Source organism: Levilactobacillus parabrevis, from assembly GCF_044051715.1.
Classification (GTDB): Bacteria; Bacillota; Bacilli; order Lactobacillales; family Lactobacillaceae; genus Levilactobacillus; species Levilactobacillus parabrevis.
Genome location: NZ_CP168688.1, coordinates 334,881 through 348,807 on the forward strand (window position 1 = coordinate 334,881; position 13,927 = coordinate 348,807).

Annotated in this window: 14 protein-coding genes and 1 tRNA gene; 9 read left to right on the plus strand and 6 right to left on the minus strand. The window is 48.4% G+C overall.

Annotated features, from left to right (window positions below):
- Positions 1 to 221: 221 nt before the first annotated feature.
- A complete protein-coding gene (locus tag ACEPSU_RS01670) occupies positions 222 to 1,211 on the minus strand; it encodes a LacI family DNA-binding transcriptional regulator (RefSeq protein WP_395322412.1) in 990 nt (329 codons plus the stop codon).
- Between the two features lie 251 nt (positions 1,212 to 1,462).
- Here ACEPSU_RS01670 and ACEPSU_RS01675 point away from each other — a divergent pair.
- A tRNA-Gln gene (locus ACEPSU_RS01675) sits at positions 1,463 to 1,534 on the plus strand.
- Between the two features lie 129 nt (positions 1,535 to 1,663).
- Positions 1,664 to 2,602, plus strand: a complete 939-nt coding sequence (gene rihA / locus ACEPSU_RS01680; protein ID WP_395322414.1) for a pyrimidine-specific ribonucleoside hydrolase RihA — start codon at positions 1,664 to 1,666, stop codon at positions 2,600 to 2,602.
- A gap of 38 nt (positions 2,603 to 2,640) precedes the next feature.
- Here rihA and tnpA read toward each other — a convergent pair whose 3' ends face one another.
- Positions 2,641 to 3,060 carry an IS200/IS605 family transposase gene (gene tnpA, locus ACEPSU_RS01685; protein WP_395322416.1) on the minus strand — a complete coding sequence of 140 codons (420 nt, stop codon included), beginning with the start codon at positions 3,058 to 3,060 and terminating at the stop codon, positions 2,641 to 2,643.
- A gap of 95 nt (positions 3,061 to 3,155) precedes the next feature.
- On the opposite strand from tnpA, the gene ACEPSU_RS01690 reads away from it, so the two are divergent.
- The 3 genes from ACEPSU_RS01690 (at position 3,156) to ACEPSU_RS01700 (ending at position 6,633) form a co-directional block, all read left to right on the plus strand.
- Positions 3,156 to 4,409 (plus strand): RNA-guided endonuclease InsQ/TnpB family protein, encoded by a 1,254-nt coding sequence (locus ACEPSU_RS01690; RefSeq protein ID WP_395322418.1) that lies wholly within the window; start codon positions 3,156 to 3,158, stop codon positions 4,407 to 4,409.
- A 289-nt stretch (positions 4,410 to 4,698) separates the two neighbouring features.
- Positions 4,699 to 5,379 carry a YoaK family protein gene (locus ACEPSU_RS01695; RefSeq protein ID WP_395322420.1) on the plus strand — a complete coding sequence of 227 codons (681 nt, stop codon included), beginning with the start codon at positions 4,699 to 4,701 and terminating at the stop codon, positions 5,377 to 5,379.
- Between the two features lie 525 nt (positions 5,380 to 5,904).
- On the plus strand, positions 5,905 to 6,633 hold the full coding sequence (locus ACEPSU_RS01700; protein ID WP_395322422.1) for a MerR family transcriptional regulator: 729 nt from the start codon (positions 5,905 to 5,907) through the stop codon (positions 6,631 to 6,633).
- Between the two features lie 384 nt (positions 6,634 to 7,017).
- Here ACEPSU_RS01700 and ACEPSU_RS01705 read toward each other — a convergent pair whose 3' ends face one another.
- The 3 genes from ACEPSU_RS01705 to ACEPSU_RS01715 all read right to left on the minus strand — a co-directional run bounded on the left by ACEPSU_RS01705 (position 7,018) and on the right by ACEPSU_RS01715 (position 9,913).
- Positions 7,018 to 8,028, minus strand: a complete 1,011-nt coding sequence (locus ACEPSU_RS01705) for a DUF5776 domain-containing protein (protein WP_395323123.1) — start codon at positions 8,026 to 8,028, stop codon at positions 7,018 to 7,020.
- Positions 8,029 to 8,120: 92 nt separating this feature from the next.
- Positions 8,121 to 9,119 (minus strand): C39 family peptidase, encoded by a 999-nt coding sequence (locus ACEPSU_RS01710; protein ID WP_395322424.1) that lies wholly within the window; start codon positions 9,117 to 9,119, stop codon positions 8,121 to 8,123.
- 236 nt (positions 9,120 to 9,355) lie between these two features.
- The gene (locus tag ACEPSU_RS01715) at positions 9,356 to 9,913 is read right to left on the minus strand and encodes a cysteine hydrolase family protein (RefSeq protein WP_395322426.1); all 558 of its coding nucleotides are present in this window, start codon (positions 9,911 to 9,913) and stop codon (positions 9,356 to 9,358) included.
- A 259-nt stretch (positions 9,914 to 10,172) separates the two neighbouring features.
- On the opposite strand from ACEPSU_RS01715, the gene ACEPSU_RS01720 reads away from it, so the two are divergent.
- The 4 genes from ACEPSU_RS01720 to ACEPSU_RS01735 all read left to right on the plus strand — a co-directional run bounded on the left by ACEPSU_RS01720 (position 10,173) and on the right by ACEPSU_RS01735 (position 13,225).
- A complete protein-coding gene (locus ACEPSU_RS01720; RefSeq protein WP_020088417.1) occupies positions 10,173 to 10,490 on the plus strand; it encodes a PadR family transcriptional regulator in 318 nt (105 codons plus the stop codon).
- Positions 10,483 to 11,127 (plus strand): DUF1700 domain-containing protein, encoded by a 645-nt coding sequence (locus ACEPSU_RS01725; RefSeq protein ID WP_395322428.1) that lies wholly within the window; start codon positions 10,483 to 10,485, stop codon positions 11,125 to 11,127. Before ACEPSU_RS01720 ends, ACEPSU_RS01725 begins: the two co-directional genes overlap by 8 nt.
- Positions 11,124 to 12,095: a DUF4097 family beta strand repeat-containing protein gene (locus ACEPSU_RS01730; protein WP_395322430.1), complete on the plus strand. Its 972-nt coding sequence runs from the start codon at positions 11,124 to 11,126 to the stop codon at positions 12,093 to 12,095. Before ACEPSU_RS01725 ends, ACEPSU_RS01730 begins: the two co-directional genes overlap by 4 nt.
- A 131-nt stretch (positions 12,096 to 12,226) precedes the next feature.
- Positions 12,227 to 13,225, plus strand: a complete 999-nt coding sequence (locus tag ACEPSU_RS01735) for a tRNA dihydrouridine synthase (RefSeq protein WP_395322432.1) — start codon at positions 12,227 to 12,229, stop codon at positions 13,223 to 13,225.
- Positions 13,226 to 13,448: 223 nt separating this feature from the next.
- Here ACEPSU_RS01735 and ACEPSU_RS01740 read toward each other — a convergent pair whose 3' ends face one another.
- The gene (locus tag ACEPSU_RS01740) at positions 13,449 to 13,727 is read right to left on the minus strand and encodes a hypothetical protein (RefSeq protein ID WP_395322434.1); all 279 of its coding nucleotides are present in this window, start codon (positions 13,725 to 13,727) and stop codon (positions 13,449 to 13,451) included.
- Positions 13,728 to 13,927: the final 200 nt, after the last annotated feature.

Here is a 13,927-nt window from a genome sequence, read left to right on the forward strand (position 1 = left end):
GCGTTCAGCGTTGCAACCCGCTGTGTAAAAAATACAATCAGTGACTAAGAAATCCTCGTCGATAACGGCGAGGATTTTTGTTTGGATGGTTTAGAAATGTAGTGATTGCTTGATGTCCTGAGTATACCTGAGTTTTAAATGGAAACCTAGCAGAGATGGATGGTAACACACAATGGTTGTGGGAATGCACGGTTAGTTAGAATCCTTGTGTGCCAAGCTTACTAGGCGTTGTCCGGGCGGGGAATGATTTCCGCCGGTAGCCGAAATTCTTGCGTTGCGAGCTGGTGATCGGCGGCTCTGGCAAGAACCCGCTCAACGGCAATGCGGCCCAGTTCGGCAATTGGCTGTTTGGCTGTGACGATGGGCTGCGGCAAAAAGTCAAACCAATCGTTGTCATCGAAGGCACCTAATTGAAAGGCTGGCAGCTGGAGCTCAGGAAGTTTGGTCAGTACACCGGTCATGATGGTATTATCCGCTGCAAAGAGCGCGTCACACTTCTGATTGACCAGGAGTTGGCGGGTCATTTGGGGGACGTTGCTACCATCGGTTCGCGCCGTAGCTTCAATGGCAGAATCAGTGGGCAGTCCGGCCGCAGCTAGTGCTTGGTGATAGCCTTGTAGCCGTTCTTTGGCGGTCGCGGAGACGGAACTGTTAATGATCCCGATCCGCTGGGCACCACGGCTAATCAGGCAGTTAATGATAGCCTGAGTGCCCTGAGCGTTGTCCACGAGTACGCGGTCGTACTGTGAGACGACGTCGGCCGGTGGCATCCGATCCACAAAGACGGCGGGGGTGTTGCCCAGCATTTTCGGATAATCAGTACTGTTGCCGGCGCTGGTGATGATGAGGCCATCGACCTGTTTCTCCAACATTAAGTTAATTGCCTTGGCTTCCTTGCTGAGGTGTTCGTCAGTGTTGACGATAAGGACATCGTAGCCGGCTTGGCTGGCTGTATCTTCAATGGCGCGACTGAGCTGCGTGAAGAAGCCATTTAGAATATCGGGGATAATCATGCCCAGTGTGTGACTTTTTTGGACCCGAATGCTGCGGGCAAGGCCGTTGGGCCGGTAGCCAAGGTTGCGGGCAATATTTTGGATTTTTTGGCGGGTGTCGCGCTTGACCTGGGGGCTATCGTTGAGCGCCCGTGAAACGGTGGCTTCCGAGACTCCAGCTTGCTTAGCGACATCTTTGATCGTAATATTAGTTGACATGCAATTCACTTCTTTATTATTAATAATTGTATTATTAAAACGCAAAACAAATAATGGGACAGTCATAGAAACAGTCACTCTGTTGATGGCTGTCATTATCAAGTATTTTATAGTTTATCGTAGCGGTTTCATAGGGGTGTCGTCAACTATTTCTGCTTATTGGACAAAAATCTCGAAAAAAAGGGTTGCATTTACCTAGGGTAAGATGATAAAATTATTCTCTGTTGGGGTAAGTAATTTATCCAATTCATTGGGCTATAGCCAAGTGGTAAGGCAACAGGTTTTGATCCTGTCATGCGCTGGTTCGAACCCAGCTAGCCCAATCAGAGGTTTACAAAAGTTTCGTCGATTAAGTTCGGCGGAACTTTTTGTTTTTACGGGAACTTGTAAGCGCAATCATCATAGCATAGAATGGAACTTAACCGAAATGAACAGATAGGAGCGATTTCCTCATGAAAAAAATAATTATGGACTGTGACCCCGGGCACGATGACGCGTTAGCCATGATGCTGGCGCTGGCGAGCCCCGAGATTGACCTGTTGGCAGTAACTTCCTCCGCGGGGAATCAAACGCCAGAGAAAACCTTAAACAACGCTATGCGGCTATTGACCCTGATGCACCATCAGGAGATTCCGGTCGCCGGCGGAAATCGAACGCCATTGATGCGACCGCTGGAAACGGCAGGGAATGTCCATGGAAAGTCTGGGTTGGATGGCGCTGATCTGCCCGATCCCGATTTTGCCGTGCAGAACATGACCGCTATCGAATTGATTGCCAAAACCTTGCGGGAGAGTGACGACCCCGTGACGTTGGTGGTGACTGGGCCGATGACCAACATTGCTTTGTTCCTGCGAGTCTATCCGGAGCTCAAGGAAAAAATCGCCCGCATCGTCTTCATGGGTGGTGCGATGGGTCTGGGTAACTGGACGCCTTCCGTCGAATTTAACATCTATGTCGACCCCGAAGCAGCCAAAATTGTTCTCAACGCTGGGATTCCATTGACGATGGCGCCGTTGAACGTGACGCATAAGGCCCAGATCCTCAAGCCAGAAATCGCCGCCATTGGCGAGATCGATAATCCCGTGGCCCACGCCTTTCAGGGCCTGTTGAACTTCTTTGAGGTCTACCACGAAAATCCTAAATGGGGCTTCAAGGGCGCACCTCTCCACGATCCGTGCACGATTGCCTGGCTCCTGCATCCAGAAATGTTTAAAAGCGAGCTGATGAACGTGGACGTTGAAACGCAGGGCGAACTGGTTCGTGGCGAAACGGTTTGCGATTACTACGAGTTGACCGGCAAGCCGAAGAATACAGATGTGCTATTGGACATTGATCGGCCAGCCTTTATTCAACTCATTACGGATTCTTTAAAGACTTTTAATATAAGCTAGGCAGAATTCCCTTGCTTTCAAGCAAGGGATGAATGCCACTATGCCTTTCGCTGACTGGCAATGTAGTTTTCTACAGTTTTCTTGTTCATATCACCAAGAGTACTCATGAAATAACTTGGGGACCAGAGATGTCCACCCCAAAACTTTTGAGCCTTTATTTCTGGGTGTAATTCAAAGAATAAGCGAGCCGAACCGCCCTTAAAGGCTTTGACAACATTAGTTGGTGCATACTTGGGTTTAAAGCTTAGTAGTAGGTGGATATGGTCTGGCATTACTTCCATTTGCTCAATGGTTACTTCGTTCAGTCGGGCTATTTTCGTTAGAATGTCGGCCATTTCAGTGACTAACTTGGGCGTTGTAAATGCTTCATACCGGTATTTGGTGACCCAGACTAAGTGAAAATGAAAGTTGTAAACATAACCTCGTTCGTGAATTATTCCGCCAGCATCCTTGCTCATATGATACCTCCATAAATATTATTATAAGTCGCTTTGCTATGGATACAGTATACTCATATGGTATGCTTCTATCAAGCAAGAGGAGGTGGCAACTTATGGCGAAGACAATGGCGCAATTACCTTATCATTATGGGGTTAAGGTTAGAGTCTTTCCTTCAACCGAACAGAAACGGTTGATTAAGTGTAACAGTGACGCTAGTCGATTTATTTATAATCAGATGAACGGCATGAACAATGACCTATTCTGGTTAAAACAAGTGAAGATTCCAATTGCAATTGTCTTGGATCGAATCGCTGATCTGACTGAACGTCTAAAGAGGCCATCAACTGCCATCTCCAATATTCATGGTTGGCTCAATCATCCGGACTTTGATAGCTTGATGAAAGCCAATGCTATCAAGAATTACAAGACTGCCTGGAAGCTATTCCACCAGGTTCATCAGGCGGGAACTCCCAAATTCCATAAACGTGGTTATACTCAGACTTATCAAACGTCTTGTCTTTACAGTGCCAAAGTGACAGTCCCAACCATGCGTAATGGCAGCGTAAGACTAGATGATATCCACCACCTACAACTGCCCAAGCTAGGACGACTCCGTTTCAAGGGCTTTCCATCAGAACTTTTATCACGTGTCGATGATGTCAGAGTTGGTACGACAACGGTCTCAATGGATGCTGTCGGCCATTACTTTGTGTCCTTGCAGATGGGTTCGGAACACCCCTTCGTTTCTAAGCAATCAGTCGTTAAATCTAAAGTCGGCATTGATTTGAATCTTGATAATTTTCTGACGGACTCCAACGGACAGGTGATTGATAACCCACGTTACTACCGGATGATCAAGGGAAAGCTGGCTAAAGCCCAGCGGAAACTGTCACGGCGGGCTAGACGAGCTAAGAAGAGCCAACGACGATTATCAGCATCCGAGAACTATCAAAAACAACGGTTACTAGTAGCTAAATTACAGCTTAAAGTCGCTAACCAACGCAAGAACTTTCTGCACCATGTCTCTACGGCCTTGATCAAAAACCACGATTTAGTCGTAGCTGAAGAACTGCGGAGTAAAAATATGTTGCGGAACCACGCTTTGGCAATGAGCATCTCAGACGTTGGCTGGCGAACACTACTAGGCATGCTGTCCTACAAAGCTGATTTGTACGGTCGAAAATTTTTGACTGTCAATCCCCGAAATACAACGCAAACTTGTAGTCATTGTGGGTATATCATGACTGGTAAAAACAAGTTAACGTTGGCTGACCGCAAGTGGACCTGTCCTAGTTGTGGGGCATTCCATGTGCGTGATCATAACGCAGCTAAAAATATTTTAGCTAAGGGTTTAGCACTCTTGTAAGAAATGAGTCCGTCTGGCAACCTGCGGACCTAAAAGGCTTTGGTAATTAGCGGATAAGTCCTATTCATAGGCTAGCGCTGTATCTAAGCAAATTGTGGTCACCATGCCGTGGGGTGTGGTTCTCACAAGCGTCCGTTTTTAAACGGGCGTGGTTGACGTAACGTGCTAAAGCAAGCCACAGCAACAACCGAGCGGGGTGTTGCCGTGGCTTTTTTGCGGGTCTTAATCAAAACTCAAGTAATTTCGGCTACACTATTTGAACGCAGAAAGTTCAGAGAGGTGAGTTGAATTGAGACAGATAACATTTCCCGCCCACGAGCAATTGTTGTTCGGCTGTGGCTTAACCATGGTTGCGGGGGCGCTAGACGCCTACTCCTACCTGGAACACGGCGCGGTCTTTGCCGGTCTCCAGACGGGTAACCTGATTTTGTTGGGAGTTAGCTTGGGGCACTTCCAACTGGCAGTTGTGGGCCGCTACCTGGCTTCGCTACTTGCATTCGTTGTGGGGACGGTCATTGTGCGGGTGCTTCAGCATTTTTCGGAAAAGTCGCGCGTAAGTTCCCAGATGGTCGTGTTGGGTTACATGCTGGCATTATTAATGGTTGTACTATTCCTAAATAATCATCTACCAAGTGTGCTGTTAGCGGCGTTATTATCATTAGCGGCCGCAGCAGAACTGCAGGAATTTCGGCAAATCAAGGGGGCAGCGTTTACCCCACTCATGATGACCGGCAACGTGCGTAGCATTTCGGAATCCCTGTATGACGGGGTGCGCTATCGCAATCGGGATGCCCGTGCCAAGGCGTTGGATACCGGGGCACTCATGTTGAGCTTCATTGGTGGTGCGTTGCTGGTAGCCGCCTTCGCGTCGCTAATGGCGGCGTACGCGGTGCTCTTACCGGCAGCGCTGGTTGTCGCATTACTAGTCTGGCTGTACCGCCAGAATCGACGGCGACGATGGAAACATTAATCGGAATCAAAAAGGTCATTCACAGCTACGTGTGGCCATTAAATATTGATCATACTAACCAGTCTTCGCCTAATGAGGTCAGGTAAGCTTGTTATATATATATCGATAGTCTGTTAGAAATGCGATTCCACTATGGAGTTGCATTTTTTTAGGGCTTACGTTGCTTGGAAATCAAAGGGTTGTGTGGGGTGGTGGAAATGTCAATAAGGATGGACAATGATGAACCTTGAGGATTGAAGCTGCCGAGTTGAAAATAACCAGAGTGGTGTTGTCACGCCCCTGTGGTTCAAACGTAGACTTTCAGGTGTTGGCGTAACGAGGGGGATTCTCCGCTCTTTGATAGGTGGGCTTGATTATGGGCTGGTTACGGTATAATAGAGAATAATAACCCGGGAAATGAATTGGTAAGTGCGTCGATCTTGAAATATTCCCCGGGAAATATGCGATTAATTTTAAAATAAGACGTTTGACCCTTGCACGTTACGCGACGTCATCGGGTATACCTAAGGTAGGAGGTGAACGACCATGTCTAAGTTTACAACGGGTGAACTGGCCAAGCAGGCTCACGTGTCGGTGCGCGCCTTGCAGTACTACGATAAGCGCGGGCTCCTGCGACCAACCGAAGTCAGTGAGGGAGGCCGCCGCCTGTATACTGCGGCAGATCTGCAACGATTAAAGCTGATTCTCTTACTCAAGGGAATGGATCTATCTTTGGCGGCTATTCAGGAAATCATGGACAGTGACCAGGCATCCCGTGTGTTAGGACTTGTGTTGGATCAGCAGGAGCAGCGACTACGGGATGAACAGGCAGCGAATGCCGAGAAGCTAAAGACGGTCATGCAGGTCCGTGCCGGACTCGCCGACTTTGCCACGGTGCCCATCAGATCGATTGAAGACATGGACTTAATTATGGCAAATAAGAAGGGATTACGTCGGATTCATGTGAGCATGGTAGTTAGCGGATTGGTAATGGATGCCATTGAAGTAGCGGCTCTGGTCTACAGTATTGTTGTTGGTAATTGGTGGGTCTTTGGGGCCGCGATGGTGATGGCTGTGATTTTTGCGGCGCTGACTGTTCGTCACTACTTCAACGCGGTTGATTATATCTGCCCGGCTTGTTCTAGCCAGTTTCGGCCACAGTTTAAACAGGCATTTTGGTCAGGTCACACGCCCAAAACACGGAAACTGACCTGCCCAGTTTGTGGGAAGACCAATTACTGCGTCGAAGTTCTGCGTAAGATAGAACAGGACTGAGTCAAGGCTGTTGGCGATTGACGTCTAGTTTGTATTCGGAATTTTAAGAATGAGACACTCGGTGGACTGCTCAAATTTGAGCGGTCCATTAATTTACCCGTTCACTAGTACTAATGTAAAAGCCGTTAAATCTGTTTCGTTATTCTGATGGTTAAGCAATTGTGGACGTCAATGAAAGGCTAGCTGGACTGATAGCGCAATAAGGTGAGGTTCACGGTAGTTCAGGCTAACACGGGGGAGGCTTGGGAAAATTGGTGAAGAAATCTCTGAACAGTTGAGAAATACGGGTCACGTTTTTTTCCTGGGAACGCCACGCGTACTTGTAGAGATGTAATAAAAAACGCTACTCACATTAAGTGGGTAGCGCTCCTAAATTCTAATTTTTTAGTTAAATACTCGTGCAATTCCAGCCACGTTAGAACGTTGACCATTCTTGATTGGTTGAACCATGATGCGTGGTGGCCAGCTTTCGATGACCTTGCCCTTACCTAAGTAAATGGCAACGTGCCAGATTGTGTGGGTCCCTGGTTGATAGTAGAAGACTAAGTCCCCGCGTTGTTTGTGGCTGTAAGCAACATGCTTAAACTTCTTGCTAGCCCACAGATTCCGTGAGTTCCATTCGTTACCTGGGTAGGCATGATGGATGGAACTAATTGGCTTGGTGTTGATACCACCGGCGTACAATGCTTGCATAACCAAACCAGAACAGTCCGTCCCATAGATGGTCTTAGATGAAGAACCAACTAAGTAAGGATTGCCCTTGTACTTGTAGGCTTGCTTAATCATCGCTTCAATATGAGCTGAACGGCCATTCCAGGCGTGAGCACCCAATGGCGCTACGTATGAATCAATGCTCTTCCAACTGGACTTAGAGAAGCCTAACTTAACCCATGTCTTTTCATTGACGTTCCCGGTAGCTTTCAGATGATGCTTACGTTGGAAGTTTTTAACAGCGTAGTAGGTTGCAGAATTATATTTGTTATAACCATTGGCCGTTCCTAAGCGCCGCATGATCTTCCAAGTCTTAATCCCTTCATAGCCACGCTTAACGGTGTAACCGACCTTACCGTAAGCCTTGATCTGTTTGTAATTGACTTGATAGTATTTCTTGGGGTTTTGGTAACCCTTGGTCTTAGCAACAAATGCTTTATTTGCGGTCACATATTTTCCAGTGTTGGTTTTCAAAACTGGGGCGTGACCCTTGACAGTTACTAATTTGGAAATTTTAGCATAGTGACCTTTGTGGACGGTTGTGTCATGTTTCGTCCGTGTTGCATTCTTATAGTAAGCAACGGTCTTCTTAACACGAATAATGCCAGGATTACTAGTATAGTAGCTTGTCTTTGCTTGTGCAGTTGTTGTGACACCAACACTAGCAAAGCCAGCGATGACCAATAAAGCTGTGAGCCAATGTTTCTTCAAAATAATCTCCCCTTTGATAATGATTGTTTTATTACTAGGTAATTGCGCGCGGCAACACCTGATAATTAATAACTTAAAGCACGGTAGGCGTCATGCTTACGGTGTGTATTCAAATTGGCTAGTGTCATGCTAGTCTTTTTCTTCGTCCACGGATCGTTGTAGTAGGCCCGTGTGCTGCTGTAGCCGGACAAGGTAATTGCATGATTGACGAAGCCATCAACACCGGCAACCCAGATGACTACGGGATGCCCCTTGTTGATCTGTTTCTTCATCTGTTTAAAGGAAGCACCCGTCATGTTTTTAGCAGATCCCGTGTGCTTCTTAACCGTCTTCATGAGGCCCTTGGGATAGATCCACCAGCCGGACTTCGAGTAAGGGCTACCGACAAACCCTTTGTTAGGGTTGGAGCTCCGTGGCATCTCTTTAGCTAGAGACATCTTGGTGACCTTAGCCCCGGCAAATTTAAGCATCATTGCAGTAGCTGTGATTTCACATCCGGTTGGCAATTGTGGTCGTTGTGCAATCAGCGGAACAGCGAGGTACCGATAAGTTTCCACTGTACCGTTACGATGAATCCAGCCTGTCTGTGTGTGATTGTAGGTGAACTTCAGCCAAGTGCCGTCGGCCATCTTTTCTTCGCGTGTGATGTGAACTTTACGATTGGCATAAGCTCGGCCGGTTGAAATGGCCTTCATGTTAGCGGCCGAGGACTTGGCTCCACCAGACTTATACACTTTGTAGTTGTGTTTCTTGTTGGCGTTGATTTTGGTGTAGTAGCTCACCTTTTTTAAGCTAGTTACTTTTCGGTAAACTACTGGCTTAGGCTTTGGTTTTGGTTTGGGCTTCTTAGATGAACTAGAACTGGATGAACTAGAACTAGATGAAGATGAAGTAGAAGATTCTGACGCGCTTGAAGTGGAATCCGAAACCACGGAACTACTGGTTGCAGTAGTCGCTGAGGAGGCGTTGGAAGTTGCCGTAGCGGCGTGAGCGTTTGCTGGTTGGCCAACGCTGAGTAGGAGCCCACAGCTCAAAGTGAGCAAGGCCCAGGAAAGTCGTTTCATAATAAAGTTGCCACCTTACGTATGTATTAAAAGATTTTGTGAATATATAATCCGTCTAAATAATGGTTAGGTTACTCATTCATTGTACGCCTTGGAGGTGTTGACGACAATTGTATTTGTGAAATAAATATGCGTGATAAAACGTCATTTTGCCAAATGAAAAGCGCAGGCCATTTCTCACCAAGATGAGGTGAAATGGCCTGCGTCAATTGAACGTTTATTTTATTATGTCTAGGTTAATTCACAATCGTAGCGCCCAGCGCCGTCTCAAAGTGATTCAACGCCCAGTCGTGACCGGCCTGATTGAAGCTGGCCACGGCGTTGCGGTGAATCACCAACCGATAGCCCAGGTTATAGGCATCGACTGCCGTATGGAGTACACAGATGTCCGTGCAGACGCCGGTTAAGTGGAGAGTGTCCACGTGACGTTCCCGCAGTCGCAGGTCGAGGTCGGTGCCAGCAAAGGCACTGTAGCGGGTCTTGTCGAATAGCCAGACGTTATCGTCCGCGATATGCTGATCAAACCAATCCTTGACCGGGCCAAAGAGTTCGCGGCCCCAAGTGTTACGGACGTTGTGGGGTGGGAAAAGCTTGGTCTCAGGATGATAGGGGTCGTTAGGTGTGTGGACATCTGTAGGTAGAAGGACCCAGTCGCCGGTCTGCTGCATCTGGTCTGCCAGCGTAACGATTGCCGGGGCTAGTTTTTGCCCGGGTTCGCCGCAAGTTAGGGCGCCCTTATCCGCCACGAAATCATTGGTGTAATCGATAATTAACAATGCTTGATGATTGGTCATATCTGATCGTCTCCTTACCTTATTTGGGCTAGTATGCCGAGTAAGCCGGCCGTTGTCAATGGGGCTGGTCATTAACGAATTAATAACTACGGCGAATTCATTAATAATGAGTTGTTGTCAGCTAGATGATAACGGCCTTGCTAGGAAGTCCATTATTTATAAAATAACTGTCAGGAAACATTGACAGCCACCATGGAGTTTCGTATACTATTGGTGAATTCATATTATATCACGTATAATATTATGAGGAGGAAAATATATGGCCATTCAGGTACCGACCGAGCTTCTTGATGGTAGTGTGTTGGGCCTGCTGACACAGCAGGATCACTACGGTTACACGCTGACCCAGGAAGTACGGCAACTCTTGCCAATCTCGGAATCAACCCTATACCCTGTGTTGCGGCGGCTGAAGAAAAATGGCTGGCTAGACACTTACGACGAACCCTTTCAGGGGCGTAATCGTCGGTACTATCGGTTGACGGATAGTGGTCGGGAGCGTTTAGCAGAAATTCAAGGGGACTGGCAAGACTTCAACCAGGCAATTTCACAGTTATTGGAGGGAAATACGCATGAATGATTACATTCAGGCCATTGAAAAGCTGCTGGGCCAGCTAACGACGGCGGAGCAACAGGACGTGGTGGAATACTATCGCGAGTACTTATTAGATGCCGGAATTGAAACGTATCAGCAGGCCGTCGACGAGCTGGGGACACCTCGGTCGTTGGCGCGTAAGGTCTTGGCGGATTACTCGATTCGGATGAGTGAACGCGCTACTAAGGAAAACGCATCTACAGGACAATCACGGTCCAGCGTGCAGGCGACTAAGAATAACGTGCGGACGGTTTGGCTGATTGTGTTGGCACTGTTGTCGACGCCAGTCACGATTCCCATCTTGATTGTGGTGGCAGCTTTATTATTTGCGATGGTGGCCGTGCTGGGGAGCTTGGTTGTCGCTGTAATTGCAATTGTGTTTAGTGTGATGGCCCTCGGATTAGTGGGCATTGTTGCGGGACTCTTCGTCATCTGGCAGACGCCATGGACGGGCCTCTTTTACCTAGGGATTGGGTTATTTTCTCTGGGAGCCTGCATCATCGGGTGGTTAATTTTGAAATGGTTCGGGAGTAAAGTGGTCTGGGCACTGTCATGGGCGGCGAAGGAAATCTATCGTCGTTTCATTCCACGGAGTCGAGCAGAACGGGGGCGTAAGCTATGAAACGGAGCTTAAAGATTGGGTTGACTTTAATGGCCTTGGGGGCCGTCTTATTCGGTATTGGTTGGATGAATCACGGGGACAAGGCCGTCGTTTGGAATAAGTCAACACGGGGATTTAAAACGATTCAGAACGTCAAACGTAGTTACCATCCGGGGGATTATCAGCGAATCGTGGTGGATTCGAAGGCGCCGGTTACCATTAAGGACGGCGATACCAATCGCGTAACGGTCAGCTACATGGATGGGGATGCCAGCTTACCCAAGGCCAATGTGAATAAGGGGACACTGACCATCAAGGGTGGCAATTCAACGCGTCATTTAAACGTCTCGATCTTTAGCTTGTCTGATCGGTCGACGACTAACGGTGGCGTATTGATCACTGTGCCGCGAGATAAAAAGTTAGACAGCATTGTCGTGAAGACGGGCAGCGGCAGTCTCTCTCTGCGCCAGTTGCGGGTCAAGCAAGTGGCCATTGAAAACACGGATGACGTCAACCTCTACGCACTGCGGGTCGATCGGAACGTTACAGTCTATTCAACCGATGGTGACATTTACGCGGATCAAGTGCGCGCCAAACAGTTGCGAGTCAACGCTGACGACGGGGATATGGGCATCTCGAATAGCCAGTTAATGGCAAATGATAATCAGTTTACCTCGACCGATGGCGACGTGCGGTTGTCGACCAGTCAGCTGGGAGGTGGCCGTATCGATTCGAATGATGGTGACATCAGCCTCCAAAGTAATCGAATCACGCAGAAGCTCAAGGCGCGCACGAATGATGGCGATATTCACGCGGATATTGCCAGGTCAGCGGGCGCTAGGGTCTTCTCAGGGGATGCTGATATGAGTGATATCACAGTCCTCGGCAAACACCGACACAGCGGTTACTGGCTGCGGCGAGAAGCCAAGTCGCAGTACCAATTAACGGCGGGCGACGGCGATGTTCGGGTCTCAGATGGAACGGATTAAGTAGCAAGTGGAAGAGTTGTGCCTTGCGCACAACTCTTTTTTTCTGGCTTCTGGGGCGAAACGTGGTAGAATGTAATGACTGCTTTATACCGGATTAAACATCAAATACAAGTACTAGAGGAGATTTTATCGTGTCTGATTCATCATCTTACTGGCAAAACATCGCGGATCACGCCAAGGCCGAAGACCGGCCCTTCTTCAGTTTGGCGCCAATGGAAGCCGTCACGAACGCCATCTTTCGGCGCGTCGTGGCTCGGGCAGCCGCACCCGACGTCTTCTTTACGGAATTCACCAACGCCATCAGTGTGACCCATCCCAAGGCCAAGTTCACCGTTGCTGGTCGGCTCTACGTGGCACCCGAAGAGGCGCACATGCCGGTTGCCCAGTTGTGGGGCAACGACGAAGAGGCCTTTGCTCGTGCGGCAGAGAACGTGAAGGAACGGGGCTACGAAGCCATCGATATCAACATGGGTTGCCCGGATTCAACCGTTATCAAGAATCACGGTGGGAGTGACCTGATTCGCAACTTCGATAGTGCGGCGGCCGTAATCGTCGGTGCCAAGACGGCTGGTTTGCCCGTGAGCGTCAAGACGCGGTTAGGCTACAGCCGTTTGGATGAATGGCGCGACTGGCTGACCTTCTTATTCGAACAGGATATTCCATTACTGACGATTCACCTGCGGACGAAGAAGGAAATGAGTCGGGTGCCCGCCCATTACGAACTGATCGATGACATCGTGAAATTACGTGATGAGGTAGCGCCACATACCTTACTGCAGTTAAATGGGGATATTGAAAACTACCAAGAGGGTCTGGCTTTGGCCAAGGCACATCCCGGCGTGGACGGTATCATGATTGGCCGTGGCATTTTCACGAGTCCGTTCGCCTTTGAGCAGACGCCGCAACACCATGACGTCAAGGAATTACTTGGGCTATTGGATTACCAACTCGACCTCTATGATGAGTTCGAGCAACGGTTCGACACGTCGCGGTTTGCCTCCCTCAAGCGGTTCTTCAAGATTTACGTGCGGAGTGAACCCAACGCAGCTAGTTTGCGGAATGCAATGATGGAGACCCACACGACCGATGAAGTACGGCAGTTGCTGGCGGATTCGGAATTTACGAAATAGCATTGACTGACAAAAGGTCCTGAGGAATTTTTCCTCGGGACCTTTGTTTTAACCAAATTATTTGATTGGCTGAATGAATCGTGAATTTGCGACGATTTAACTACCAGCGACTGATCACCCGCACGAGAGATAAACCTAACACTTCTGATCGGGATATGTAAAATTAAAAGGCGCCAACTCGCGATGAGTTAGCGCCTTTAAGCCGTAGTCAATTAATTAGGTATTAACGTGCCTTGTAGATGCTGCTAGTGAAACCAGTTGAGGCAGCGGCTTCGTCGTTGGCAGCTCGAACCAGCTTCTTTTGCGTGTCAGAAAGGCGGCTGTCGTTCCACTTGCGAACGGCGGCGTTCTTGGCGTCTTCGGACTTGTACGTCTTGCCGTTGAACGTGTAGTCACCGGAAGCTTCGACGTTGTTAGCACCGATGGCAGCTGGAATGGCAATGGCAACGATGACCACTGCAACTAAAGCGATAATGGATTTTGCGAGTTTACTCTTAAACATATTGAAAATTCCCCTTTACTTATGCCTGATTTCCGCTGAACTCTGATGAGCAGCTCAACCATCATACCGTAAGTTGGTTGGTCTATGCAACTAGTAATTTTCGCCGGTCTGACGGGCGATTAGCGCAGAATACTGATGGTAAAATAAAGGCATCGCTTCCATAATATTGTAAAAAATAAAGCGATAGCGCTCCTTGGGGA

What these genes read in the sequence shown, in the direction of transcription:
- ACEPSU_RS01725 (WP_395322428.1), top strand. Translation starts at nt 10,483, where the DNA reads ATGAATGATTACATTCAGGCCATTGAAAAGCTGCTGGGCCAGCTAACG.
- ACEPSU_RS01690 (WP_395322418.1), top strand. Translation starts at nt 3,156, where the DNA reads ATGGCGAAGACAATGGCGCAATTACCTTATCATTATGGGGTTAAGGTT.
- rihA (WP_395322414.1), top strand. Translation starts at nt 1,664, where the DNA reads ATGAAAAAAATAATTATGGACTGTGACCCCGGGCACGATGACGCGTTA.
- ACEPSU_RS01740 (WP_395322434.1), bottom strand. Translation starts at nt 13,727, where the DNA reads ATGTTTAAGAGTAAACTCGCAAAATCCATTATCGCTTTAGTTGCAGTG.
- ACEPSU_RS01710 (WP_395322424.1), bottom strand. Translation starts at nt 9,119, where the DNA reads ATGAAACGACTTTCCTGGGCCTTGCTCACTTTGAGCTGTGGGCTCCTA.
- ACEPSU_RS01700 (WP_395322422.1), top strand. Translation starts at nt 5,905, where the DNA reads ATGTCTAAGTTTACAACGGGTGAACTGGCCAAGCAGGCTCACGTGTCG.
- tnpA (WP_395322416.1), bottom strand. Translation starts at nt 3,060, where the DNA reads ATGAGCAAGGATGCTGGCGGAATAATTCACGAACGAGGTTATGTTTAC.
- ACEPSU_RS01715 (WP_395322426.1), bottom strand. Translation starts at nt 9,913, where the DNA reads ATGACCAATCATCAAGCATTGTTAATTATCGATTACACCAATGATTTC.
- ACEPSU_RS01720 (WP_020088417.1), top strand. Translation starts at nt 10,173, where the DNA reads ATGGCCATTCAGGTACCGACCGAGCTTCTTGATGGTAGTGTGTTGGGC.
- ACEPSU_RS01730 (WP_395322430.1), top strand. Translation starts at nt 11,124, where the DNA reads ATGAAACGGAGCTTAAAGATTGGGTTGACTTTAATGGCCTTGGGGGCC.
- ACEPSU_RS01670 (WP_395322412.1), bottom strand. Translation starts at nt 1,211, where the DNA reads ATGTCAACTAATATTACGATCAAAGATGTCGCTAAGCAAGCTGGAGTC.